General features: G+C 63.4%; 26 protein-coding genes and 1 pseudogene. 6 read left to right on the plus strand and 21 right to left on the minus strand.

Annotated features, from left to right (window positions below; translation table 11 throughout):
* Positions 1 to 20: 20 nt before the first annotated feature.
* Together BW934_RS15190 and BW934_RS15195 are read right to left on the minus strand one after the other, a co-directional pair.
* On the minus strand, positions 21 to 350 hold the full coding sequence (locus BW934_RS15190; protein WP_234969657.1) for a hypothetical protein: 330 nt from the start codon (positions 348 to 350) through the stop codon (positions 21 to 23).
* Positions 325 to 471, minus strand: a complete 147-nt coding sequence (locus BW934_RS15195; RefSeq protein WP_234969659.1) for a hypothetical protein — start codon at positions 469 to 471, stop codon at positions 325 to 327. The genes BW934_RS15190 and BW934_RS15195 overlap by 26 nt, the downstream gene beginning before the upstream one ends.
* A gap of 178 nt (positions 472 to 649) precedes the next feature.
* Between BW934_RS15195 and BW934_RS15200 the strand changes: the two genes are divergently transcribed.
* Positions 650 to 958, plus strand: a complete 309-nt coding sequence (locus BW934_RS15200; protein ID WP_234969661.1) for a hypothetical protein — start codon at positions 650 to 652, stop codon at positions 956 to 958.
* On the opposite strand, the pseudogene BW934_RS15205 reads toward BW934_RS15200, so the two are convergent.
* Positions 941 to 1,183, minus strand: a pseudogene (locus tag BW934_RS15205) (SWIM zinc finger family protein); the annotation flags it as partial. The gene BW934_RS15200 and the pseudogene BW934_RS15205 overlap by 18 nt on opposite strands.
* Before the next feature lie 138 nt (positions 1,184 to 1,321).
* Positions 1,322 to 1,906: a YdeI/OmpD-associated family protein gene (locus BW934_RS06495; protein WP_076346460.1), complete on the minus strand. Its 585-nt coding sequence runs from the start codon at positions 1,904 to 1,906 to the stop codon at positions 1,322 to 1,324.
* Positions 1,907 to 2,233: 327 nt separating this feature from the next.
* On the opposite strand from BW934_RS06495, the gene BW934_RS06500 reads away from it, so the two are divergent.
* Positions 2,234 to 4,036, plus strand: a complete 1,803-nt coding sequence (locus tag BW934_RS06500) for a S9 family peptidase (RefSeq protein WP_076346311.1) — start codon at positions 2,234 to 2,236, stop codon at positions 4,034 to 4,036.
* The gene (locus tag BW934_RS06505; protein ID WP_076346313.1) at positions 4,033 to 4,905 is read left to right on the plus strand and encodes a DMT family transporter; all 873 of its coding nucleotides are present in this window, start codon (positions 4,033 to 4,035) and stop codon (positions 4,903 to 4,905) included. Before BW934_RS06500 ends, BW934_RS06505 begins: the two co-directional genes overlap by 4 nt.
* Here BW934_RS06505 and BW934_RS06510 read toward each other — a convergent pair.
* The 5 genes from BW934_RS06510 to BW934_RS06530 all read right to left on the minus strand — a co-directional run bounded on the left by BW934_RS06510 (position 4,879) and on the right by BW934_RS06530 (position 10,297).
* Complete coding sequence (locus BW934_RS06510; RefSeq protein ID WP_076346315.1) at positions 4,879 to 5,241, minus strand: DUF423 domain-containing protein; 363 nt, start codon at positions 5,239 to 5,241, stop codon at positions 4,879 to 4,881. The genes BW934_RS06505 and BW934_RS06510 overlap by 27 nt on opposite strands.
* Before the next feature lie 12 nt (positions 5,242 to 5,253).
* Positions 5,254 to 6,672: an amidase family protein gene (locus BW934_RS06515; RefSeq protein ID WP_234969654.1), complete on the minus strand. Its 1,419-nt coding sequence runs from the start codon at positions 6,670 to 6,672 to the stop codon at positions 5,254 to 5,256.
* Between the two features lie 466 nt (positions 6,673 to 7,138).
* Positions 7,139 to 8,545 carry a PTS fructose transporter subunit IIC gene (locus tag BW934_RS06520; RefSeq protein WP_076346319.1) on the minus strand — a complete coding sequence of 469 codons (1,407 nt, stop codon included), beginning with the start codon at positions 8,543 to 8,545 and terminating at the stop codon, positions 7,139 to 7,141.
* Positions 8,530 to 9,510, minus strand: a complete 981-nt coding sequence (locus BW934_RS06525) for a 1-phosphofructokinase family hexose kinase (RefSeq protein WP_234969641.1) — start codon at positions 9,508 to 9,510, stop codon at positions 8,530 to 8,532. Before BW934_RS06525 ends, BW934_RS06520 begins: the two co-directional genes overlap by 16 nt.
* A gap of 4 nt (positions 9,511 to 9,514) precedes the next feature.
* On the minus strand, positions 9,515 to 10,297 hold the full coding sequence (locus BW934_RS06530) for a DeoR/GlpR family DNA-binding transcription regulator (protein ID WP_234969643.1): 783 nt from the start codon (positions 10,295 to 10,297) through the stop codon (positions 9,515 to 9,517).
* A gap of 280 nt (positions 10,298 to 10,577) precedes the next feature.
* Here BW934_RS06530 and BW934_RS06535 point away from each other — a divergent pair, with 280 nt between their 5' ends.
* The gene (locus BW934_RS06535; protein WP_076346323.1) at positions 10,578 to 11,030 is read left to right on the plus strand and encodes a PTS sugar transporter subunit IIA; all 453 of its coding nucleotides are present in this window, start codon (positions 10,578 to 10,580) and stop codon (positions 11,028 to 11,030) included.
* Positions 11,031 to 11,131: 101 nt separating this feature from the next.
* On the opposite strand, the gene BW934_RS06540 is transcribed toward BW934_RS06535, so the two are convergent.
* The 10 genes from BW934_RS06540 to BW934_RS06580 all read right to left on the minus strand — a co-directional run bounded on the left by BW934_RS06540 (position 11,132) and on the right by BW934_RS06580 (position 18,612).
* A complete protein-coding gene (locus tag BW934_RS06540) occupies positions 11,132 to 11,782 on the minus strand; it encodes a hypothetical protein (RefSeq protein WP_076346325.1) in 651 nt (216 codons plus the stop codon).
* A gap of 115 nt (positions 11,783 to 11,897) precedes the next feature.
* Positions 11,898 to 12,857, minus strand: a complete 960-nt coding sequence (trxB, locus tag BW934_RS06545) for a thioredoxin-disulfide reductase (RefSeq protein ID WP_076346327.1) — start codon at positions 12,855 to 12,857, stop codon at positions 11,898 to 11,900.
* A gap of 28 nt (positions 12,858 to 12,885) precedes the next feature.
* Positions 12,886 to 14,799 (minus strand): acetate--CoA ligase family protein, encoded by a 1,914-nt coding sequence (locus tag BW934_RS06550; protein WP_076346329.1) that lies wholly within the window; start codon positions 14,797 to 14,799, stop codon positions 12,886 to 12,888.
* Between the two features lie 67 nt (positions 14,800 to 14,866).
* Positions 14,867 to 15,187, minus strand: coding sequence for a thioredoxin family protein (locus tag BW934_RS06555; RefSeq protein ID WP_076346331.1), 321 nt, complete (start codon positions 15,185 to 15,187; stop codon positions 14,867 to 14,869).
* Between the two features lie 147 nt (positions 15,188 to 15,334).
* Positions 15,335 to 15,568: a cold shock domain-containing protein gene (locus BW934_RS06560; protein WP_076346333.1), complete on the minus strand. Its 234-nt coding sequence runs from the start codon at positions 15,566 to 15,568 to the stop codon at positions 15,335 to 15,337.
* A 580-nt stretch (positions 15,569 to 16,148) separates the two neighbouring features.
* Positions 16,149 to 16,316, minus strand: a complete 168-nt coding sequence (locus BW934_RS15070) for a hypothetical protein (RefSeq protein WP_200805724.1) — start codon at positions 16,314 to 16,316, stop codon at positions 16,149 to 16,151.
* A gap of 132 nt (positions 16,317 to 16,448) precedes the next feature.
* Positions 16,449 to 16,931 (minus strand): hypothetical protein, encoded by a 483-nt coding sequence (locus tag BW934_RS06565; protein WP_076346335.1) that lies wholly within the window; start codon positions 16,929 to 16,931, stop codon positions 16,449 to 16,451.
* 137 nt (positions 16,932 to 17,068) lie between these two features.
* The gene (locus BW934_RS06570; protein ID WP_076346337.1) at positions 17,069 to 17,536 is read right to left on the minus strand and encodes a low molecular weight protein-tyrosine-phosphatase; all 468 of its coding nucleotides are present in this window, start codon (positions 17,534 to 17,536) and stop codon (positions 17,069 to 17,071) included.
* A gap of 11 nt (positions 17,537 to 17,547) precedes the next feature.
* On the minus strand, positions 17,548 to 18,237 hold the full coding sequence (gene bshB2, locus BW934_RS06575) for a bacillithiol biosynthesis deacetylase BshB2 (RefSeq protein ID WP_076346339.1): 690 nt from the start codon (positions 18,235 to 18,237) through the stop codon (positions 17,548 to 17,550).
* Between the two features lie 3 nt (positions 18,238 to 18,240).
* On the minus strand, positions 18,241 to 18,612 hold the full coding sequence (locus BW934_RS06580) for a YojF family protein (RefSeq protein ID WP_076346341.1): 372 nt from the start codon (positions 18,610 to 18,612) through the stop codon (positions 18,241 to 18,243).
* A gap of 134 nt (positions 18,613 to 18,746) precedes the next feature.
* Between BW934_RS06580 and BW934_RS06585 the strand changes: the two genes are divergently transcribed.
* Positions 18,747 to 19,253 carry a cupin domain-containing protein gene (locus BW934_RS06585; protein ID WP_076346343.1) on the plus strand — a complete coding sequence of 169 codons (507 nt, stop codon included), beginning with the start codon at positions 18,747 to 18,749 and terminating at the stop codon, positions 19,251 to 19,253.
* A 68-nt stretch (positions 19,254 to 19,321) separates the two neighbouring features.
* On the opposite strand, the gene BW934_RS06590 is transcribed toward BW934_RS06585, so the two are convergent.
* Positions 19,322 to 19,771: a GNAT family N-acetyltransferase gene (locus BW934_RS06590; protein WP_076346345.1), complete on the minus strand. Its 450-nt coding sequence runs from the start codon at positions 19,769 to 19,771 to the stop codon at positions 19,322 to 19,324.
* 77 nt (positions 19,772 to 19,848) lie between these two features.
* On the opposite strand from BW934_RS06590, the gene BW934_RS06595 reads away from it, so the two are divergent.
* Positions 19,849 to 21,225 carry an MFS transporter gene (locus BW934_RS06595; protein WP_076346347.1) on the plus strand — a complete coding sequence of 459 codons (1,377 nt, stop codon included), beginning with the start codon at positions 19,849 to 19,851 and terminating at the stop codon, positions 21,223 to 21,225.
* 72 nt (positions 21,226 to 21,297) lie between these two features.
* Here the strand turns inward: BW934_RS06595 and BW934_RS06600 are convergent, their stop codons facing one another.
* Positions 21,298 to 22,518, minus strand: coding sequence for a helix-turn-helix transcriptional regulator (locus BW934_RS06600; RefSeq protein WP_076346349.1), 1,221 nt, complete (start codon positions 22,516 to 22,518; stop codon positions 21,298 to 21,300).
* Positions 22,519 to 22,588: the final 70 nt, after the last annotated feature.

The raw sequence follows: 22,588 nt of genomic DNA on the forward strand, positions 1-22,588 counted from the left end.
GGTCGGCTCCCTTCCTGCGCTCAAATCACAAGCGATAGACAAAATGTACAGAGGCACGAGCCCAGCGTCAAGGCGCCGCAGAGCAAGTTGCAGGCAGGGTCGAGCTTTCTGGCATGGAGGAGCCGATGGGCGCACATGGCCACCGCCTCGCCGCGACACGCGTCAGGCACGCGCGCGAGCCAGCGATCGCGCCTTGCTTCCGTCGGATCGCACATAAACGCCTCGCACAGACACGAGGTGGCGCCATCCGACTTCCCCTGGCGAGCCACCACGTCCGCGAGCATCTCCACACATCCGCGGACGGCATCGCCTGGGCGAGCCGCTTCAGGGCCGACGCTGCGACTTCCCATGCCCCTCGCGGATGGCGGTCTCCGCCAGGCGCCTGTCGATCTCGCCATCCGCCACCGGGTTCATGCGAAGCACGTCGCGGGCCGTGGCGAGATCGCCCATCTGAAGGGCAAAATCGACCATCTCGCGCCACGAGCCGGCGAAAGATGTACACGGCGTAGGGCGCGAGAGAAGCGGGCGTGTGGTCTGCGGCCGCATCCGCGAAGGCCCGCAGGAGCCTCTGCGCGCTCTCCCAACCCGCGTCGGTGTACGCGACGTCCACGGGAGCTGTGCCTCTGCCGGGGATGGGCAGGGCATCGCCTTGGGCAACCCCGTCGGCGGCGAGCACGAGCGCTCGCGCCTCTCGTTCGAGATGAGCGAGCGAGACCTCGCGCGCGAATCGGGCGGCAGCTCTGTGCACAAAGCGCGCCGCGCGAAGGAGGAGCAAGACGTCGGGGCGCGACGCCACGACGTCTGCGACATCGTCGGGAACTTCGCCTGCTTCGAAGCGGCCGAGATACGCGTCCAGATCCAGCTTCTCACCGCCTGCGATCCCGTCGAGGCGCGTCTCCCAGGCGACGTGCAGCGCCACCGCGACCATGTGTTTGCACGGCCCGCCGTACGGACATGAGCAACGGCTCCGCTCGACCTGGCACAGATGCAAAGCGACGTCATAATCGGCGGCACCGCGCACGACCGCGTGGACCACGCCGTCCGTCAGCGACCAACAGACCACGCGCCCGTCTTTCGCATATTGAACGCCGCGCTCGAACACGTATTCGGGAAGAACATCCCGCCATGCCAGGCGCGATGTGAGCTCTCTCAACGCTTTTCGCCAGACCGATGTGCAGGGCATGCGGCCACCTCCTCGTTTCGAGGGCCGTCTGGGTCGGCGCCTTCCGCGTCCCTGCCGCGTTCTGCACGCTGTGCGTGCCTGTACGCGACGCGCGGAAACCTAAGGGCCTAAAGGCCCGCGGCCCGCACGGAAGAGACGTCAGCGGTCATACAGCCCCTTCCCTTGCAAGATCAGCGGGATGCACGTCTCGACCCGTGCCATGCGGGTCTTGGACTGCTTCGGCGCGGAGAAGTAGATGAGGTATGCGCGCCTCCGGCCAGGCGTCAGGGCCTCAAACGCCTGCTGGAGATCAGGCATCTCGCCGAACCAGCGCAGGAGCTCTTCCGGCATCTCCATCGCGTTTGCCTCAGGTGCTCTTGCGGCACGGCCCGCGCGTTCGAGGTCCATCGCCTGGCGAAGGTAGTCCCGAATCACAGGCTCCCGGACGCGCACCTCCTCCGCGTTTCGAAAGCGCATCTGCCGGCCCGTTTGCGTGTGCTCGCCCGGCTTCTCGAGCAAGCCATGCGGATCCTGGATGAGGCCACCCTTGAGAAAGTTGAGTGCAACGTGCTCCTTGAAGGCACTCAAAATGACGATGTTTCGCCCGCCGTGCGTGTAGCAGGGCTGGCGCCACTTCAGCTCCTCGGTCAACCCAACGTCGAGCAGGATGCCGCGCAGGGCCCGTAAGGCTTCTTGAAACCGATGAACCTTGCAATCGGGCGTTCCCCCGAAACGGCAACGCATGCAGCCCTGCTCGAGGTACAAGTCCACACTCGGATTTCGCTGCGGAGCCTCATGCCCCGCGTCTTCCACAAAATTCGTCAACGCGGCTTCACCCCATTCGTCTCCTCACCGCTTCGTCCCGTTGTCCTCAGCGTACACAAGCCCAAGCCCATCGCCAAGACCGAAAATGTCGGCACACGGCAAGCGCCGGCCGATCGCGCCATCTGCGGCCGCGCAGTCGACGCGGCAGGAATCCTCGCGCCTTTGGCCAAATATCCTTGGGGAAGGCGCGCAAGCTCGCCATCCGCGATCTCACGAGGGTCCATTCGATGAAGGAGCGTGAACGACGTGATCCAAGTTCCTCGCCCGAATCCCGAACAGCTCTTCTTCACGCCCACCATTTTAGGCTTCGCCGTGGCCAAGGACGAGTCCCGCATCGCCTTTGCCACCAACTTCACCGGGAGCTATGACGTCTGGGCGGTTGATCTCGACGCCCCGTTCCCTTACCGCCTGACGAGCGAAGGTCAGGTGCCGCACGCGCTTCACTTCGATCCACAGGGCCGCTACGTCCTCGTCGGGTTCGATCGCGACGGCGATGAAAACGCCCAACTGTACCTCATCCCGCCACGCGGAGGCGCAAAACACCCGCTTCGCACCCATGAGGGGCGCCGGTTCATGTTTTGCACCACGTCGAAAGACGGCAACCGCATCTACTACGCATCGGACAAAGACAATCCCAGGTTTCTGTGCGGCTATGTGTACGACCTCGATTCGGGGGAAGAGCGAACGCTCTACGAGGGCGAGGGCGGTGCGACGATGCTCGTCGCCGTCAGCGACGACGAATCGTCCTGGGTCACCTTGACAGCGTTTGCCAACACGTATCAAATCGCGCACCTTCATCGCGGCGGCAAGCGCGTGAGCCTCACCCCGGATGCCAGCGCGCCACACATGGTCGATGCCGTGCACTTTCTCGGCGATCGCGTCATCTTTGCCACCGACTACGAGGCGGACGAGTTGTATTTGGCCGCGTACGATGCGGAGACCGGCGCGCTCGCGCGCATCTTTGTCCCAGAGAAAGGAAGCCTCACGCACGTGGCGGTCCATGAGGCGAGCGAGACCGCGTACGCGGTCGTCATGCGCGGCGTCATGGACGAGCTCTACCGCATCCATGTGCCAAGCGGCAAAGCGGAAAAGCTGGATTTGCCCTGCGACGTGATCGCCCAAGTCGAGGTGGGCGACAGCGGCCGGGTGTATCTGCTCGGCGGGCGAGACAACGAACCAGGCAACGTGTGGATATTGGATCTCGACGGCACCTGGCGCCCTCTGACGCGCATCCACCCCATGGGATTTTCCGCGGACGATCTCGTCCGAGCCGAGGTGGTCCACTTTCCGTCCTTCGACGGGCTCGAGCTCGAGGCGCTTTGGTTCCGCGCCAAGCCGGAAGTGGCAAACGGTTACACCATCGTCTGGCCTCACGGCGGCCCACAGGCCGCGGAACGCAGGGCGTTCCGCAAGCTGTTTCAATATTGGCTCCTCCACGGCTATCACGTGTTTGCCCCCAACTTCCGCGGCAGCACCGGCTACGGGAGCCGCTTCATGAGGATGGTGGAACGCGACTGGGGCGACGGTCCGCGCAAGGACATGGTGGCGAGCATCGAGTGGCTCATCCAGCAGGGCCTCGCGGATCGGGATAAGCTGTTTCTTGTCGGCGGCAGCTACGGCGGCTACATGACGCTTCTGTTGCACGGAAGGCACGCCGAATGGTTCCGAGCCTGCGTCGACATCTTCGGCCCGTCCAACCTGATCACGTTCGCAAAATCCGTTCCGGACTTTTGGAAGCCCATGATGAAGCAGTGGCTTGGCGACCCGGACGATCCGGCGGATCGCGAGCGGCTCATCCAAGACTCGCCCATCACGTACCTGGATGGCATGACGAAGCCCATGCTCGTCATCCAGGGCGCAAACGACCCGCGCGTCGTGAAGGCCGAATCCGACCAGATTGTCCAAGCACTGCGGGACAAGGGGCGAGAGGTGGAGTACATCGTGTTTGAGGACGAGGGCCACGGCTTCATGAAGCTGGAGAATGAACTCGAGGCCTACCGGCGCACGGTCGAATTCCTCGATCGGCACCGCGCGGCCGGGGCACCGTGAGAACCGGTACCTTCGCGCTGCTCGCCGTCGGCCTCGTCGCCATCTCCTTCTCGGCCATCTTCATCGCGTGGTCGACCGCACCTGCGGGCGTCATCGGGATGTACCGGCTGTGGATGGCCGCCATCCTGCTCGTGCCGATCGCGTGGCGCGAGCGCCCGCGATTGGCCGTCCTGCGGCGCACCAGCGGCGTTTGGGCGGCCGGCGGCGCGCTGCTCGGGCTTCACTTTCTCTTTTGGATCGAGTCGCTGAAGCTCACGAGCGTCGCGTCGTCGCTTATCATTCTCGCGCTGGAGCCCGTGTTCGTGTGGCTGGGGGAACGAATCTGGAGGCGCGCGCCCGCGTCATGGGTCGATCTCGTCAGCATGGCCGTCGCGGTGGCGGGCGCCGCGCTGGCCTCCGCCGCGAGCGCGGGCCTCTCCCGCACGGGCGCGCTCGGCGATGTCATGTCCCTCTTGGGCACGCTCGCCGTCTCCGGCTACGTGCTTGTCGGCGCGCGGGCGCGCGCCGACGTGCCGGCGTGGACGTACAACGTCTTGGTCTTTGCCGTGGGAGGAGGTTTCCTCGCCGCGGCGAACGCCTGCCTGCATGCGCCGTTCGCAGGCTACAGCGCGCGCAATTGGGGCCTGTTCCTGGCGCTGGCGCTGGTGTCCACCGTGCTCGGCCACGGCATCTTCAACGCCCTCCTGCACCGCGTGCCGCCCACGGCTATCGCCATGACCGTCGTGGGCGAGCCCGTGGTCGGGTCGCTCCTCGCGGCCCTGCTCCTTCACCAACCGATCGCGCCGCTTGAAGCGGTGGGCGGCGCCGTGTGTCTCACGGGCGTGGGTGTGTATCTGTGGCGCTCAGCGCGCCAGCGCGAGCACGAATAAGACCCACCCCACGAGGAAGCACACGCCGCCCAAGGGCGTGATCGCCCCGAGCACCTTCACGCCGGAGATGGAGAGCGCGTACAGGCTGCCCGAAAACAGCACGATGCCCGCGATGAACAGCCATCCGGCCGCCGGCAGCAACCGCGAATCCGGATAGAGGCGAAGCAAGATGCCCACCGCGATGAGCGCGAGCGCGTGATACATCTGGTACTGATCGCCCGTGTGATAGACCGACATCATCTCGGCGGAGAGTCGATCGCCGAGCACGTGCGCGCCAAACGCGCCGAGTGCCACCGCGAGAAACGCGAACACTCCGCCCCAAATCGCAAATCCCACTTCAGAGCCCCCTCACATCTGCGGCGGACGCCGATGGTGCGTCGCCTGTTCGTAGTCGTACGCCAGTTGCAAGAGCCGCACGTCGCTGAATGCGGTCCCCGTGAGGGTGAGCCCAACCGGCTTGCCCTCGCCCGTGTACCCCGCCGGCACGGTGACCGACGGATAGCCGGCCTTCGCCGCGATGGCACAACCGTAGTAATTGACGAACGCCAGGGCGTCGAGCGCGTGCGCCTGAAGGGTGCGATCGATCCCCTCCGCTCGAGACTGGCGCAGGTCCCGCAGGCGCGCGCGAATGTACGATCCGTCCGCCAGGCGGCGATGGGCCGCGGCCTGCGCGCGCTCGAAGATCGCCTGGCCGTAGCGGAGGGCGCGATCGGCATTTCGGGCGTTGAACGCCATCACGTCCGCGAGCGAATGAACGGGAAGCCATGGCTCCACCGTCGCTAGGTACGCGTTCAAAGCCGCCGGAAATTCGGCAATCAACACCTCGTAATCAAAATCGAGCTTCGGCAGTTCACACTCGATCACCTCGGCGCCCAGGTCGCGGAGCTCGGCGAGGGCGCGATCGAACACGCGCCGCTCATCCTCCGGGACGCCATCGAGGTAGGCCGTGGGCAAGCCGATGCGCGCGCCTCTCAGTGCCCCGCGGCGAAGGTCGAGCCACTCGGCCTGTGCGGGCCATCGAACGCCCTGCGTCGCAACGTCGCCCGCGGCCGGACCCGCAATGACGGACATCAGGAGCGCCGCATCCGCCACGGTGCGCGTCATCGGCCCGGCGGTATCCTGACTCATGGCGATGGGAATGATGCCGCGACGGCTCACCAGCCCGAGCGTCGGCTTCAGCCCCACGAGGCTATTCGCGCTCGATGGGCTGAGAATGGAACCGCTCGTTTCCGTCCCAATCGCCACCGGCGCAAACCCGGCCGCCACGCCCGCGCCCGAACCTGAGCTCGATCCCCCGACATCAAACTTCCCCGGCCCGTACGGATTCAGCGTCTGACCTCCGCGCGAGGAATACCCGTTGGGCATGTGATCGCTCAGGAAATTCGCCCACTCCGTGAGGTTCGCCTTGCCGATGATCACGGCGCCTGCCGCGCGCAGCCTGCGCACCACTTCGGCATCCTCTTTCGCCAGATGTCCCTCGAGCGCGAGCGATCCGGCCGTCGTCTGCATCGGTCCCGCCGTATCGAGGTTGTCCTTCACCAGAACCGGCACCCCGTGGAGCGGGCCACGAAGGAAGCCTTGGTCCCGCTCCCGATCCCGCGCTTCAGCCTCCAAGAGCGCCTCTGGATTCAGCTCGATCACGGCGCGGACGCCCATGCCTTCGACGTTGTGCGCCGCTATCTGCTCGAGGTGGAGCGCCACCACCTCTTGCGACGAGGCTTCGCCGCTTCGAATGGCTTGAGCCCAATCCCATGCCGTACCCGTCATGACGTCCACTTGGCCGTCCCCCATCCCGTCGTCGTCTCAGAGCTATTGTGCCATAGCCGCGCGCGCTTGTCTCGCCCGCCGCTTGTCTCGCCCGCCGCTTGTCTCGCCCGCCGCTTGTCTCGCCCGCCGAAGCATCGCGGGATGCGTTCGGATGGGACCACGACGTGACGGGATCGGGGTGTGATCGAATCGGGATACGCACCGGCCGATGATGTGACGGCCATCAACGCGCGTGCGACCCGCCCCGAACAAGGGCGAGTCGCCGTCGCACAGCGGATCTATGGAATTCGGGGAGCCGCGACGTGCTCCTGAGCCGGCAAACGAGGCCTGCATCGTCGAGGCTTCAGGCGACGCACGAGCCGCGCCGCCGTCCAATGCTACCGACGGCAGACAGGCGACACCGCGTAGAGACACGCCGCGTAGACATCCCTGGCCGACCGCGCGCAGGTGGCGCCGCCCGAAGCTCTTACGCCGCCTGCCCCACCGCGTCTCGCTTGAGCAGGGTCACCATGGCGGCGCCCACCGCCGCACCGACCAGAATGGCCACGATGAACAAGTACCAATGCCCGATGAGCGGGAAGACGAAGATCCCTCCGTGGGGCGCCGGGTTCGTCACGTGAAACAACATGCATAGCGCCCCAGTCACCGCAGAGCCCACCATGATGGACGGAATGACGCGCAGCGGATCTCGCGTCGCAAACGGGATCGCGCCTTCCGTGATGAAGCACGCCCCGAGAATCACCGCTGCCTTCGCGGCATCCCGCTCTTCGAGCGAATACTTGCGCGGCGCCAAGAAGGCCGAGATCGCCATGGCCAACGGCGGGACCATGCCCGCGCCCATGACGGCCGCCATGATCATCTCGGCTTCCGGCGTCTTGGTCGCCAAGAGACCGACGGCGAAGAAATACGCTACCTTGTTGAACGGGCCGCCCATATCAAACGCCATCATGAGGCCGAGCAGCGCCCCGAGGCCCAGGGAAGCGCTGGCCCCGATGTGCATGAGTCCCGTCGAGAGGGCGCTCATCAGCGCGGCCACCGGGTGTCCGAGCACGTAAATCATGAGGAGGCCGACGATGCCGACCGAGAGAACCGGAAGAATGAGGACCGTCTTGATACCTTCGAGCGATCTCGGCACGCGGATCCATCGCTTGAGCGCGAGCGTGACGTACCCCGCCACAAAGCCCGCGATGATCCCCCCCAGATAACCCGCGCTGGCGTTCGGCCCCGCGTGGTACATCGTGCCCTGCGTGCCAATCCAGCCGCCCACCAGGCCGGCGGCGAATGCGGCACGATCGGCGATGGACTGGGCGATGAATGCGGCGAGGATGGGGACAAACAGCTTGAAGGCAGACCCGCCGCCGATGTTGTCAAACGCCTGCGCCAGAGACGATTGGTCATTGAGGTCAATGGCGGTCGACAGCGCGATGAAAATGCCGCCGGCGATGACGAGGGGCAGCATATGGGACACGCCGTTCATCAGATGCCGATAGACGGCCGGTGTACCTTGATTGCGCGCTTGTTTCGCGGCCTGAATCTCGTCCAGCGCGCCCTGCGACGCGGGTTGAAACGCAGGCGCCGCGAGCGCGTCCTCGAGCAACTTCTCGGGTTCCTTAATGGCGGCGCTCACAGACGTCTGCAACAAGCGCTTTCCCGCAAACCTGTCGAGATCGACCTGCTTGTCAGCCGCGATGATGACGGCGTCCGCCTCGCGGATCTCCGCTTCGCTCAGGGTATCCTCTGCGCCGAGCGCACCTTGGGTCTCGACGCGCACGTCGTGCCCCAGCTTCTTCCCCGCCTGTAAGAGCGCCTCTTGCGCCATAAAGGTGTGCGCGATGCCCGTCGGGCACGCGGTCACGGCTACGAACTTGGCCACAACACATCCCTCCACGCCTCGATGTGAACTTGCGCTTGAAGCGCCTCGACTTGTCTCTGGGTTGGAAATTCACCCGGCGATAGCTGCACCTTGTAGGTGGCCGCGGCACACGCAAAGGCGAGGGCATCCGGCATCTCTATCCCGCTCGACAGCGCGTGCACCATCGCGGCGACGAGGCTGTCCCCGGCGCCGACGGGCGAAACCACCTTCACCCTGGGCACGCGGGCGCGCCACATGCCCGCTTGGGTCGCCGCGATCGCCCCCTCGGGGCCGAGGGAGACGACAACGCATGACGCGAGCTCTGCCATGCGCCGCGCGTGCCGAGCCACGTCCTCCAGGCATGTGATGGGTTCGCCCGCCCACTCCGCGAGCTCCGCCAGGTTGGGCTTCACCAACGCAGGCCGCGCCTCCACTGCGAGGCGCAGCGCTTGGCCGCTCGCGTCCAAGGCGACCTTGGCGCCGCGCCCGGTGGCCGCCTCCATCCAGCGGCGGTAGCCGTCCTCCGGGCAGCCCGCGGGCAGATTGCCGGCGATCACGACCCACGTGCCCGGCCGCACGGCGCGGACGATCTCGTCGGTGAGCCTTTCCCAGCACGCCTCGTCAATTTCCGGAGAGGGACCGTTGAGTTCCGTCAGGCGGCCGTCGCGTTCGAGAATCTTGAGATTCAGCCTCGTCTCGCCCTCGATGGGCACCCACTGCGCCCATTCAGGTAGCGCAGACGCGAGCCAACGCCCGCGCATGCCGCCCGCAAAGCCGAGCGCCAGGCTCGGCCGCCCCATGGCCTCGAGGGCGCGTGAGACGTTCAGCCCTTTCCCTCCTGGCACCATGATTTGCTCGTCCGTTCGGTGCAGCGCCCCAGGCGTGAGCACCTCCGCCCGCACGTACACGTCAATGGCCGGATTCGCGGTCACCGTCACAATGTCCGGCAGATCCGGACGGCGTGACGCCTCCACCGGCGATGCCATTGAATCACCCCCTGTTCGCGCCCTGCCACATCACTTCGACCCTCGTCTCCGCCTGCCAGGCGCGCCACTCGCCCTGCGGCAAAGGGCCATCGCACACCCACGCGTCGATCTCGTCCCAGGTCGCGACGCGCACAAACGCGGTCTGATTTAACTTCGACCGGTCCGCCACTAAGATCGCCCGGTCGGCGCTCGCCACCATGGCGCGCTTGATGGCCGCCTCTTGCGGGTTGGGCGTCGTGATCCCTTGAAAGTCCACGCCGTTGGCCCCGAGGAACGCGAGGTCGACGTGCAGTTCCGCCAACATCCGTTCCGCAAACGGCCCCACGAACGCGCCGGTTTTGGCGCGAAACTGCCCGCCCAGCACCACCAACTCCACGCCTCTGTGAGTGCTCAGTTCAGCAGCGATGTCCAGGCTGTTCGTGACCAGCGTCACGTCCTCGTGGCGCCACTGCCGAGCGATTTCGAAGGTGGTCGTGCCTGCGTCCAGAAGAACGACCTGACCCGGTCGCACGAGCTCGAGCGCACAGGCTGCAATCCTCGTCTTCGCCTCCTGATTCTGGATGCGCTTTTCGCTCCAGGTCGGCTCGAACGCGGCCACCTCTTTGGCGACCGCTCCGCCATGCGTCCGGTGCAATACGCCCTGTTCCTCGAGCTCCTGCAAATCCCTGCGAATGGTCGATTCGGATGCCTCAAACATCTGCGCGAGTTCGCTCACCGTTGCTCGCTTGTGAGCAAGCACATGCTGCGCGATGCGCGCCTTTCGTTCATCGGCAAACACTTGCGTCACCCCCGCGTGTCCAGCGGAACGCGCCGCACGCTCGCGCGGTGCCGGGGCCCTGCGCGCCTATCGTGCTGCCATCCGTCGCGCGCTGGTATCCTTCACGTTTGCGCGCTCATATTTGCTTGAATATGATTGATTGCGATCATTTTATGGTGTAGCATGGAGATTGTCAATCGGCGTTCCGAGGTCAGATGAAAACGCTTGGGCGGCAGCTTCGCGAGCCGAATGGCGGACAGTGCGGACGTGATCGCTGCCTGAGTGCACGAGGAAGGAGAGGGAACACCCAATGGCCATTCTGACGCAGAACGACGTGTGCTTTTTGGATGAATCCGTGACCACGCAGAGCGACGTCATCCGACGCATGGTGGAGTTGGCAAGCGAGGCAGGGTACGTGGAGGACGTGAAGCGCGCGATTCAGGCGGTGGAAGAGCGAGAACGCGAAGGAACGACAGGCTTCGGCAAGGGCATTGCCATCCCGCACGGGAAATCGTCTGCCATTCGGCGAGCTGCGCTCCTGTTCGCAAAACTCGCCAAGCCCGTGGATTGGAACAGCTTGGACGGTGGTCCGGTGGACATGGTCTTTCTCATTCTTGTGCCCGAGGGCGCCCACAGCGATCACCTTCGCCTGCTTTCACAACTCGCGCGCAAGCTGATGCACGACGAATTCGTGGTCGCCTTGCGTGAGGCGCAGTCCGCAGACACACTCGTCGAGGTCATCTCCTCCGCCCTGGAAGGCTAAGCCCCCAGGTCCACGGGCGGAACATCGTGCACAAAGGGCCAGCCGCCTTTGTTTTGGCGACTGGCCCTTGCGCGATGCCAACCGAAATCCGCCGCAGCGGGTTACTGCATCGCTCCGTAATAGCCCAAGTCCTGTTGGATGTGCTGGCGCACCACCTGCGGATCCGTACCGTACTGCGGGAATGCCCCGCGCGAAGCCTGTCCCTGCATGCCATAGCCGTAGGGAGCCTGCGCAGTCTGCATGTGCATCATCTGGCCATAGGGGCCCGATGCATACGGCGCATGATAGCCGTGCGATCCGCCCATTCCGTTCGGGCCTTGATACGGCATCTGGGACATGCCATATCCCTGGCCCTGTGCCTGCTGTTGGTAGGCCTGGCGCCCCTGCATCGAAATGGCGTGCGCCTGCGGCGCCCCGTACGCCCCGTAACCTTGCGCGTACGTCATGTCGTGCGCGCCCGCATACGAGGGCCCCGCGGACGGACCGCCGTACGACTGCAGGTCCTGTTGAATGTGCTGACGCACCATCTGCGGATTCGTCCCAAACTGGCTCAGCATGCTGTGCCCCATGCCCATGGTTCCCATGGGCGCGTAGCCGTACGAAGGCTGTGCGTACTGGGCGTCCTGCTGCATGTGCTGGTGAACCGTCTCGGCCGGCGTGGCGAACTGGCGCATCTGCTGATAGACCTGCGCGTTGTAGCCCATCCCCTGGCCTTGGCCCTGGCCACCGTACATCGGTTGCATCGGCTGCATCAAGGCGTCACTCCCTCATGAAAATGGGTGTTTCGCCTGAAGTATGCGCCAGCCGTCCCATCACCATGCAGCCGACCATCTCAGCGACAGGAGGTCGAACGCGCGAGCCATCCCGTCACGCGTTGAGGGACACCGACCAGTCGTGCGCCGCCTGGCCCTCCAAGAACTTCTCCGCATCCATCGCCGCTTTGCAGCCCGATCCCGCCGCCGTGATCGCCTGACGATACCTCGAATCCATCACGTCTCCGCAGGCGAACACGCCCTCGACGCTCGTCTCCGACGTTTGGCCCTTCGTCACAATGTAACCTATGTCATCGAGTTCCAGCTGACCGCGCAGAAAATCTGTGTTTGGCTTGTGGCCAATGGCGATAAATACGCCATCCGCCTCGAGCACCTTGGTCTCGCCCGTCTCGTTGTCCACCACCTCGAGCCCCGTCACCTTGTTTCCATCCGACAACACCCGCTTCGACTGCACATTCATCACAAAGCGGATCTTCGGATTCGCCTTCGCCCGCTCCTGCATGATCTTCGAGGCGCGGAACTCGTTTCGGCGGTGCACAATCGTGACCTCAGACGCGAACTTCGTGAGAAACGTAGCTTCCTCCATCGCCGAGTCACCGCCGCCCACCACAACCACGCGCTTGTTTCGGAAGAAAAAGCCGTCGCACGTCGCGCAGGTGGACACGCCTCGGCCAATCATCTCACTCTCGCCCTCAATCCCCAGCAACTTCGCCGAAGCTCCTGTGGCCACAATCAGCGCTTCCGCGCGATATTCGTGTTCCTTATCGATCACGACCCGAAAGGGGCGCTGCGACAGATCGACTTCCGTCGCCAAGCCCGGTCGGAACTTCGCGCCGAACTTCTCCGCCTGCTTCTTCATGGCTTCCATCAGTTCCGGCCCCATGACGCCATCCGGAAAGCCCGGGAAGTTTTCCACCTCGGTCGTCAACGTGAGCTGACCACCCGCCTGATCGCCCTCGAACACAAGCGGCTCGAGATTCGCGCGCGCCGCGTAGATGGCGGCCGTGTAGCCAGCTGGACCGGTTCCCAAGATGATGAGCCTCGTTTGTTCCATGGTAAGGCCTCCCCTCTTGCAAGCTATGTTACCCGTTGCGCCGCGCAACTTCCACACGCCCGGCCACGCAGACGGCCTCGTCCCCCGCAATTACGAAATAGAGATCGGCCTCCGCGATCTCCGGGACGTCCTCGACCCACTGGGACATGCGGATCATCGCGTCCATGACGATATCTTCGTGCGGTTTCATCCGGGACGATCCGCTGTTGACCAGCGCGTCACTCCAAAGTTCTCTCGCGTCCGCATCCGTCAAGGGCAAGAGGCGGACGGCGGGGAGGGTCTTTGCGGATCGCCTCAGCGCCGCGGCTCCGCGCTCCTCCGACGAGAGATACAGCCGCAAAAGTGGGCCAAACAGCGGATCGGTCTCCACGACGATGTTGAAGCTCGCCTGCTCCTCCGCCTGTTCATTCGGCTCATCCGCGGCGCTCAAACCAATGGCCGCCAAGACCTCGCGCACAGCCGGCCATTCGAGCGCCACAAGACCCTGCACCTCTTCCTCGCCTCGATACGACGTGGCCGAGATCTCCTGGAACATCCGAGTTCGGGCGAGGTCCGTGTCGATCCCGTCCACAAACGGAATGACCCCCGGATCCTTCTCGCGGTACTCGTGGTACGCGACGACTTTCGCCAGCGCCCGGACGGCCTGCTCAGGAAACGGGTAAATCGGAATCTGTCGCTCCGAATCGACCTCGAGCATGCGCACGCGGTAGTCCCCTGTCGTAAGAAAGTTGGCGACCACCGGCTTGTCATAGGGATGGCGAACACCAGGCGCGGGCGGATCGTTCGCCACTTCGCACAGCGCGGCGGAGATGGCGACCCGCACAGCCTCTTCGTTGGACGGGCCCACGGGGGTGAACAGCACGATGACCGAGTCCACACTGGGGTCTCGCAAAACCTGCGGCAGCACCTCGCGGTAGCTCTCGGCGAGCGTCTCAAAGCCCACGTTGATGACGGGGCCGACAAACTCGAGGCCCTCGCGCACAATGCGATCCACCGTCATGACCGCGCCTCCGGCAGTGTTGGTGACGACGGCCACCCGCCGCCCACCGCGCGTCTGCCCCGCCTTGAGGAGGACCGCCACGTCAAACAACTCCTGGAGCGTGTCCACGCGTATCACGCCAGCCTGCTGGAACATCGCCTCGACGGTTGCGTCCTCGGCGGCAACGGACACCGTGCGGGAGTTGGCGACATCGTGGCCCACGGGCGTCCTGGCGCTTTTGACCGCGAGAATCGGCTTTTGCCGCGTAATGCGACGCGCCAACCGGGAGAAGTTGCGCGGATTCCCGAACGACTCAAGATACAGCAGAATCATCTCAATAGCCGCATCGTCGCCCCAATACTGGAGAAGGTCATTGCCCGAGACGTCCGCTCGGTTTCCGAGGCTGACGAAACTCGCGACACCCAGGCCAATGTAGGCCGCGTAATCCAGAATCGTAATCCCAAGGGCACCGGAATGCGAGGCGATGGCGACGTTCCCGTAATCCGGAACCTTCGGTGCGAAGCTCGCATTGAGCCGCGTTTGGCTGTCCATCTGAATGAGTCCCAGGCTGTTGGGGCCAATCAGCCGACATCCAGCCGCCCGAAGTTTCTCGGAAATCTCCCGTTCCAACTCCTCTCCCGGTTTGTCCATATCGGAAAACCCGGAGGATAAAATCATGACGTGCTTGATGCCCGCCGCGATGACGTCGTCGATCACCGACAAAACCTGGGTTGCAGGCACCACCAACACCGCAAGATCGACCGGTTCTGGCACGTCGCGCAGGCTAGGGTAGGCGCGCACCGCGGCCACCGATTGCGCGGACGGATTGACCGGGTAGACCGTCCCGCGAAAATCGCTGTTCAAAATGTGGCGAAACAGGACGTGGCCGAGTCGATCTTTGTTCCTCGACGCGCCCACAACAGCAACCACCTTGGGGTGAAAGAAGTGATGCAACGACGTCATAGCTTTACGCCCTCCCCTGACGCGAACGGCCGCATGGGCGGAACCCACCTGCGGCCGCGGTGAGCCTTCAGGCATACGCCTGGTCCAAGAAGTTTTCCACCTGCTCCTTGGACTTCGCGTCGCGGCTGAAGAGCCGCTTCACTTCTCGGCCCTCTTCGTAGACGAGGAAGGTGGGAATACCGAGAATCTGAAGTTCCTCCGCCAAGTCCGGGACCTCGTCTCGATTCACACGCACCATCGTGAACTGGCCGCGATATTTTTCTTCCCATTCCCCAAGATATGGCTCAATGCGGCGGCAGTCCGGACACCAAGTCGCGTAGAATTCTGCGACCACGCGCCCAGATTTCACCGCGTCCCGATATTGTTCGCTCGTTCGGATTTCTTCCACGGCGTTCGCCCCTTTCCGCCTTCATTATACTGCTCGCCTGGACGAAGACCACTTCGCAAGAGCGTCGTATTCGCGTCGAGTTTTCACAGGAGAGCCCCAGTCGGTTGTATGACCAAGTGTCGACGTCGGGATAAGCCCTCTTTGTTTTCATTCATCTATAATGACTACGTGAATTGCTTTTCTCCTTTGTTCTTGACTTCTGGGGTTTAACAGCAAATCAAATTCCACCTTCTGACCTTCCTTGAGATATCTAAAACCATTTGGGAAGCGATTTAAATCTAGGGACAAGTCGCTGTAATGCACCCAAACATCATCCTCATTGTCCACAGAAATCCACCCGTAACCTTCTTCAAGAAGCCATTTCTTAACGGTCCCACGCATGATTTCACCCCGTTATCTGACAAAATGAAAAGGATGGCTTCCTAACTCTTCGTGTATTTCGATTACAATTTTACCCTTGACTGATGTGTCGAGTGTAAACTCGATCTTCATTCCTGTAGCAGGTCCTCCAGGCCTCCGCCACACGGCGCGCCTCAGATGGCATGATCGGTGCTCGCCCCTTTTGTCTCAGGCGACAACCATCTGGACGCGCTTAAGTCCCCGTGGCGCCGAAACAACTATCGAATCGTTCACGGGCATCCGGCATCGAGCCCTCGGCCAGCCCTGCTTGGGAACGGTGATTTGTCCCACTCTCATTCTACCAAAGAACACTCGCACGGCTCTGGAAAGATCCAGTTGTCCGTAGTTTTGACACCTGATCCCGCACACCAACTCCCATCGATCGGCGCACGCCACGCGGTTTGTGCCGGTTCGTGGATCGACAAGCCCCATCCACCTCGACGGTTGCTGGCCAAACGCAGAAGGCAAAAAAAGAGCGGATCTCATCGATCCGCCCAAGAGAAGGAGTGGCGTGGACAGCCTGAAGCGACCGGCGCGTGGGCCGGGGCGGCTCCCGTCCGTCTCAGGACGAGAGCCGGCGAAAGGTGACGATCAGCTGATCCCGATACCGCCGGATGTCGACGACGCGGATTTGGCTCCGTTCCACCGCTTCCTTGAGCTCCCGCATCATCAACTCATTCTTCGCCTCATCCGCCTGAGTGAAGATGACCGTTTCAAATGGCGGTTCCATCGAGATCGACCCTCCGCGAAAGAATGCGGACCAGGGCGTGCCCTGTTGTCTGTAGCGTAAAGCAACGCGGGCACTGGATCAAGCATTTTTGTCAAGATACATTACATGAACGAAGAATTTTCTTTGTACATGTTAGTTTTTATGACGTTGATGGCGTGACTGCCTGACAAGGTAATCGCGCCATGTGCCCGCTGACCAGCGCTCACCGCTCGTATCCCGCACGACGATCTCGGCTTCCAGCGCACCGGGCGTGGTCACGAGGAAGTACCGATCCGCGACGGCCATCGCCGAGATCAGCGGGCGGGCCAGGCCCACGGCGCGCTTGCCGTCCATGCGCTGCCCCGCGGGCGAGATGGGACGCCAGCGCTCCACGATCACCTCAAACTCTCTCTCCCCCACCCAAGTGCCGACGGCCGCCGTGCCGCCGAACTTCCCGCGGACGCGGCGCGCCCATGCGCCGACCTCATCTCCACAGCCAATCCATACCTGGTAGCTGCCGCCTCGCGGCAGTCGAACGGCGGCGAGCACGCGCCCCGTCATTGGGCCGTCTGGATACGCCCCGGACAGAAACGCGGTTCGCACGCGCCGAAGATGGTTTCGCTGAATGGTCGCCATGTCAAGTCCTCCACCCGATTCTGCCGTTCGCCCATGTGTATGCGAATCCGAGCCAGCCGGTGCCGACAAAAAACGTGCGGGTCCGGCATCGCCGAGCCCGCACGTTTCCTCGTTCCACCCTTCCTCGACGAGCGCGATCACGCCTTCGCCAGATCGGCCTGGATCCGGCGAAGCAGGGCCTCGCAGCCCAGGCACACCAGGCGGTACACCTCATCGAAGCGGCCGTCGTAATAAGGATCTGGAACCTCGTCCGGCTCGTCCGGGACGAGATCGAGCAGGCGAAAGACTCGGTCTGACCGCTTCGCCCCCAGCCGCTCCAAACCTCGCATGTTGGACTCGTCCATGGCGACGATGTAGTCGAACCGCTCGATATCCTCGGGGCGGATCTGGCGGCTCACAATGCCGTCGTAGGCAATCCCGTTTTGGTCCAAGACCTGGCGCGTTCCCCGGTGAGGTGGATCGCCGACATGCCAGTCGCCGATGCCGGCCGAATCCACCTCGATTTGATCCGCGAGGCCCGCCTTGCGCACCATATCGCGGAAGACCGCCTCCGCCATGGGAGACCTGCAGATGTTCCCGAGACACACAAACAGGACGCGGACCATGCCGATCCTCCTCAATCGTCGATTCGGTAAATCCAGTACCGCTCCGTGGCCAGCAGCCGCATGACCTCGTCGCGCGCTTCCCCGCCGGCCGCGATCGCCTCCTCGACGCGGGCGAAGATGCCCGCGAACTGCGATCGATGGGCCTTCATCGCCGCCAACTTCTCTTCGAGGACGCTCGAGACGTCGATGACGAAGTCGGGTTCGCCGAGGATTTTTTCGGGCTCGTGCACAACGGCGGATCCCCAGATGACGGGCCGCTCCTCCTTGGGCAGCCGCTTCACGGCCAGGACGGCGGCGTGGGACATGGCGTCGTGATCGGGATGGACACCGAGGCCTGGGTAGTACGTCATGAGAATCGACGGCTTCACCTCGCGGATGACAGCCTCGATGCGATCCGCAATGCGCTCTGGATCCTCAAATTCCACGGTCTTATCTCGGAGCCCGAGCAGCCGCAAATCCCCAATGCCGAGCACCTGGCACGCCTGCTCGAGCTCCTTGCGGCGAATTTTCGGCAGGGTCTCGCGGTTGGCGATGGGGGGGTTGCCCATATTGCGTCCGAGCTCCCCGAGCGTGCCGCAGATGAGCGTGGCGGGCGTGCCCGCACGCGTAAACAGGATGACCGTCCCGGCCTTGCCGAACGACTCGTCGTCGGGATGCGGATACACGAGCAGCAAGTGACGCGTCTTCTCGACCTGTGCCATCGATCACGCCTCCTCCTCGATCGCGCTCATGGGCCAGGGAGTGCGTGAAAGCTGAAGGGCGACGGCCAGCCTGCCTTCCTCGTCATGGCCAGCCAGAAGCAGCCTGCCCTGGTCGTCCACCTCGTAGTCCGTGAGCCCCTCCGCGTAAATCCAGCCGTTCTTCATCTTGAGACCGACGCGGTACGGCCGTTGGCCCGCGATGGCCGCTCGCTCGAATCGCACGCGGCCGTTTCGAATGTAGGCGCACACCGCCATCGGCTGTCCGAATCGATGCGCAGCGTACGCGCCATTGGTGGTCTCGAGGTGTAAATACACCTCATCGCCTACGAAGCGGTTGAGCGCCGCCTGCACCTCTTGCACATCAATGGGTTTCACAGCACAGCACCTGTCCTTCTCCCAGTATGACATCTGTGCGATAATCGATGGAGTTCAACGTCCTCTATCGTGCCAAATCATCGCCATCGATTCAAATCTGGCGGATGAGGAGCGTCGGAGAAAGGAGGCTTTTCATGAACCCCGAGACCCTGCGATGGATTGAACGCCTTCAGCTTGCGCCCCATCCCGAAGGCGGATACTACTGCGAAATCTACCATTCTCCCCGTTATCTGAGCGATCCGGCCACCTTGACCGCGTACGGGGGGCCGCGGCGCACCGCCACGAGCATCTACTTCCTCCTGCCGGAAGGCGACGTGTCCCGACTGCACCGGCTTCGCTCCGACGAACTCTGGTACTTCCACCACGGTCGGCCGCTCGCGGTGCACTTGTTTCACCCAAATGGTCACTACGAAGTCAAACAGCTCGGCCTGCCGGACGCGCCCGACCGCGAACCCCAACTGTTGGTTCCTGCCGGGACGATTTTCGGCGCCGAGCTGCTGCCGGGTGCACAGGCCGGGTTCTCTCTGGTGGGCTGCATGGTGACGCCCGGGTTCGACTTTCGCGACTTCGAGCTCATCTCGCAAGAAGAAGTCGCGGATCGGTTCCCCGAACACCTGGACGTCGTCCGCCGGCTCACGTGACGCCGCGGCTTGGTCGTCTCATCCTCGCGCGCTGCAACGGATGAGGCGAATGGGCCGGGCGGCCGGCCTCATCCCAGCTCCTTTTGCATGCGAACGTGCAGAATGCCTGCGTCTTCAAACACGTCGTCCGACGCGCGCCGATACCCGAGCTTGAGGTAGAACGGCTCGGCGTGCAGCTGCGCGTCGAGCACAATCTCGGAGAATCCCTCCTCGCGCGCAAGTGCCTCCACGGCTTCCATGACGCGCTTGCCCAACCCTCGCCCCCGGGCGTCCGACAAGACGGCCACGCGCTGCACTTTGGCCACCCTTTGCTCTCCGGGGCGATACGGGCGAAACCGCGCCGTCGCGACGGGCGATCCGTCCTCATCGTACAGAAGCACATGCACGGCCTGCCCGAGTGCGTCAAATTCGTCCATTTCCAGCTCTTCCGGGACGTTCTGCTCCTCAATAAAGACCTTCCTTCGGATGGACAAGCAGTCCCTGAGCTCAGCGTCGGTCGTCACCTTCAGCGCGCGCATCGCAACACCTCCAGCCATTTGGAAGACATGTTTCGAGAAGCGTATAATTCAACCGGAGCGAACGAGGAGGAACTGCCATGTCCACCATGACGATGCCCTTCAAAGAGCCGCGCGGCGGCCGACGCGCCCTGTTTCTCGTGACCATAGCCCTCGGCGTGCTGTTGAACCCGCTGAACTCATCCATGATCTCCGTGGCGATGGCGAAGTTCGAACACGTGTTTCACGTTCATTTTACCACGGCGTCGTGGCTCATCTCGTCCTACTACCTGGCGAGTGCCGTGGCCCAACCGATCATGGGCAAGGTGGCCGATCTCCTCGGCCGAAAACCCTTGTTTCTGCTTGGCTTGTTGCTCGTCACCCTCTCCTGCGCCCTGGCGCCTTTTGCACCGTCCTTCACGTGGCTCGTCGTCTTTCGGCTCATTCAGTCGTTCGGGAGCGGAGCCATCTATCCCGCCGGCATGGGGATTGTGCGAAACGTCATCACCGACAGGCAAGCACAGGCGCTCGCGTTTCTCTCCGTGTTTTCCTCCGGAGCGGCCGCGTTTGGCCCGTCCATCGGCGGCGTGATCATGAACTACCTCGATTGGAAGGGCATTTTCCTCGTCAACTTTCCGTTTGTCGTCGCGAGCTTCGTACTCGCCCTCTTTGTCCTGCCCAATCCTCCGAAAGGGGAACGCCAATCCGTCCGAGAAGTGCTGCGCGAGATCGACCTGCCAGGCATTGCGCTTTTCATTGTCGCGATCGCGACGTCCCTTGTGTTCCTGCTGTCTCTCACGGATCGGCCGACGTGGTGGGCACTGGCCTGTGGCGTCGCGGCGTTTGCAACGTTCGGATGGAGAGAGCACACCGCGCACAGCCCGTTTTTGAGCCTCCGCTTTTTTAAGCAGTACATGCCGCTCACGTGGGTGCTGATCCAGTTCACCACGGTGAACATCATCTTCTACTCCATCTTCTTCGGCATGCCCACCTACCTGCAGGAGGTCCGCGGCTTCGGCTCCCAGGAGACGGGGCTCATCATGCTCACGGTCGCAGGTTTCAGCCTGATCACCGCACCCGTCACGGGGCGTTGGGTGGCCCGAAGTGGATCGCGCCCGCCGCTCATCCTTGCCGCGGTCTTCATGACGGCCGGCAGCCTGTTGTTGCTCACCCTGCACACGAAGTCTCCGGTGGGGTGGCTGTGCGTCGTCCTGTCCGTCCTCGGGCTTTCCAACGGATTTAACAACGTCGGCCTGCAGACCGCGCTCTTTCGCACCAGCCCTCGCGAAGTCATCAGCACGGCATCCGGCCTCTTTCAGATGTCGCGCTACATGGGAACGATCTTGTCCACGGTGGTGCTTGGATTCCTGTTTGGCGCGCGCCTCACGACCGCCGAGTTGCACGTGCTTGCGGTGGTCCTCGCCTGCCTTGGGGCGCTCGTGCTCGCCATGAGCCTCCGCCTTCCGCGCAAGGCGTGATCCTCGCGCAAAAAGGCGCAAAAAAGCCGCCTGGACAGGCCGTGTGTCCTGCCCGGCGGCCGTGCCGATCCGTCATGAAGAAGAACGTGAATCTTCCTGCTTCAATCCGCGGACTTGCCGCATGGCGCGATCGCGAAAAGCCTTGGGCGTGAGCCCCACCTGCCGCTTGAACAGCTTGTTGAAATAGGTGGGATCCGGGTAACCCACGTGCGCACCCACCTCATACGCCTTGAGATGAAAGTCGCGCAACAAGAGGTCTTTCGCCTTGTTCAAGCGCGTCTGGACAATGAACTCGCGGATGGTCATGCCCGTCTCGCTTTTGAACCGCTTGGAGAGGTAGCTCGGGCTCAGGTACACCCGGCTGGCGAGCGTGGCGACATCCAGGTCAGAATCGTAGTGCCGTTCGATCATTTCGATGACTTGGCCAATCTGCGCGCTGTGCGCCGTGCGCCCCGCCTCTTCACGTCCAAGGACCACGGTGAGCGCGTGCTTGAGTTCGTCGCGCCAGTCCCACCACTTCGGGCACTTTTCTGCTACGAAGCGAAGCCACTGGCGGGTGGAGGTCGGGATCTGCAGCATGCGATCCCGCCCGTCGGCCTGCCGCTGGCCCACGGCGGCCATGATCAACTGTCCGCACAGCTCGGCCACGTCCTCGAGCTTCGCAGGCCGTTCCGCCAACTGCGAGAACAGATCCTCCACGACCGATGCAATGCCTTCGTAGCCGCGATCCCCGAGCTGCATGACGGCTCGCGCGATGAGCCGCATTCTCTCCTCGTCGTTTAACGGTGCGAGTTCGAATCGCCCCTGTGAGAAAGCACAGGCCTCAAACACGTTCCAATGCAAAGCGTTGGTGGCCTCCATGAGCGCCTGCCACCAGCGCGCGACATCTCGCTCGTCCGACGCGGCACTCACGCCGACAAGCGTCCGGTCCGCCGCCAACCGGGCGAGTGCAGCCTCGAAGCCCTCCATGGCGCGCTCCGGATGATGTGCGGCGAGCGTCATCACATACGCGGCTGCGTCACACGACACAAGATGCACGCAATCGAAACCTGCCGATTGAATTTGCGCCAAAAACGGGTAAATGGGTACGACGCGCGAACTGCGAACGGTCACGACCATCCAGGCCTGGCGATCCCGCACGCCGTCGAGCGCCCTCTTCACCTCTTGAAAATCGAGTTCCACCGGATGTTGCTGCAGCACGTCCCACGTGACAGACGGCCAACTGGTGCGAACTTCGCGGATAGCGTGCAGCGAGGATGGTCCACTTGTCTTTTTTGGCATGCGCACGCTCACGTTAGCCCTCCCCTCGCGCCCCACGAGGAATGAAAACGGTTTCTCTCAAAACATTATAAAAGAACGTCTA

Origin of the sequence: Alicyclobacillus vulcanalis (assembly GCF_900156755.1) — a bacterium.
GTDB lineage: Bacteria > Bacillota > Bacilli > Alicyclobacillales > Alicyclobacillaceae > Alicyclobacillus > Alicyclobacillus vulcanalis.

Coding starts and splice junctions, on each gene's coding strand:
- BW934_RS15190 (WP_234969657.1), bottom strand. CDS start 350: ATGGGAAGTCGCAGCGTCGGCCCTGAAGCGGCTCGCCCAGGCGATGCC.
- BW934_RS15195 (WP_234969659.1), bottom strand. CDS start 471: ATGGTCGATTTTGCCCTTCAGATGGGCGATCTCGCCACGGCCCGCGAC.
- BW934_RS06495 (WP_076346460.1), bottom strand. CDS start 1,906: ATGCGTTGCCGTTTCGGGGGAACGCCCGATTGCAAGGTTCATCGGTTT.
- BW934_RS06515 (WP_234969654.1), bottom strand. CDS start 6,672: ATGACGGGTACGGCATGGGATTGGGCTCAAGCCATTCGAAGCGGCGAA.
- BW934_RS06525 (WP_234969641.1), bottom strand. CDS start 9,510: ATGGCATCGCCGGTGGAGGCGTCACGCCGTCCGGATCTGCCGGACATT.
- BW934_RS06535 (WP_076346323.1), top strand. CDS start 10,578: ATGGCCATTCTGACGCAGAACGACGTGTGCTTTTTGGATGAATCCGTG.
- BW934_RS06540 (WP_076346325.1), bottom strand. CDS start 11,782: ATGCAGCCGATGCAACCGATGTACGGTGGCCAGGGCCAAGGCCAGGGG.
- trxB (WP_076346327.1), bottom strand. CDS start 12,857: ATGGAACAAACGAGGCTCATCATCTTGGGAACCGGTCCAGCTGGCTAC.
- BW934_RS06550 (WP_076346329.1), bottom strand. CDS start 14,799: ATGACGTCGTTGCATCACTTCTTTCACCCCAAGGTGGTTGCTGTTGTG.
- BW934_RS06560 (WP_076346333.1), bottom strand. CDS start 15,568: ATGCGTGGGACCGTTAAGAAATGGCTTCTTGAAGAAGGTTACGGGTGG.
- BW934_RS15070 (WP_200805724.1), bottom strand. CDS start 16,316: ATGGAACCGCCATTTGAAACGGTCATCTTCACTCAGGCGGATGAGGCG.
- BW934_RS06565 (WP_076346335.1), bottom strand. CDS start 16,931: ATGGCGACCATTCAGCGAAACCATCTTCGGCGCGTGCGAACCGCGTTT.
- BW934_RS06570 (WP_076346337.1), bottom strand. CDS start 17,536: ATGGTCCGCGTCCTGTTTGTGTGTCTCGGGAACATCTGCAGGTCTCCC.
- bshB2 (WP_076346339.1), bottom strand. CDS start 18,237: ATGGCACAGGTCGAGAAGACGCGTCACTTGCTGCTCGTGTATCCGCAT.
- BW934_RS06585 (WP_076346343.1), top strand. CDS start 18,747: ATGAACCCCGAGACCCTGCGATGGATTGAACGCCTTCAGCTTGCGCCC.
- BW934_RS06590 (WP_076346345.1), bottom strand. CDS start 19,771: ATGCGCGCGCTGAAGGTGACGACCGACGCTGAGCTCAGGGACTGCTTG.
- BW934_RS06595 (WP_076346347.1), top strand. CDS start 19,849: ATGTCCACCATGACGATGCCCTTCAAAGAGCCGCGCGGCGGCCGACGC.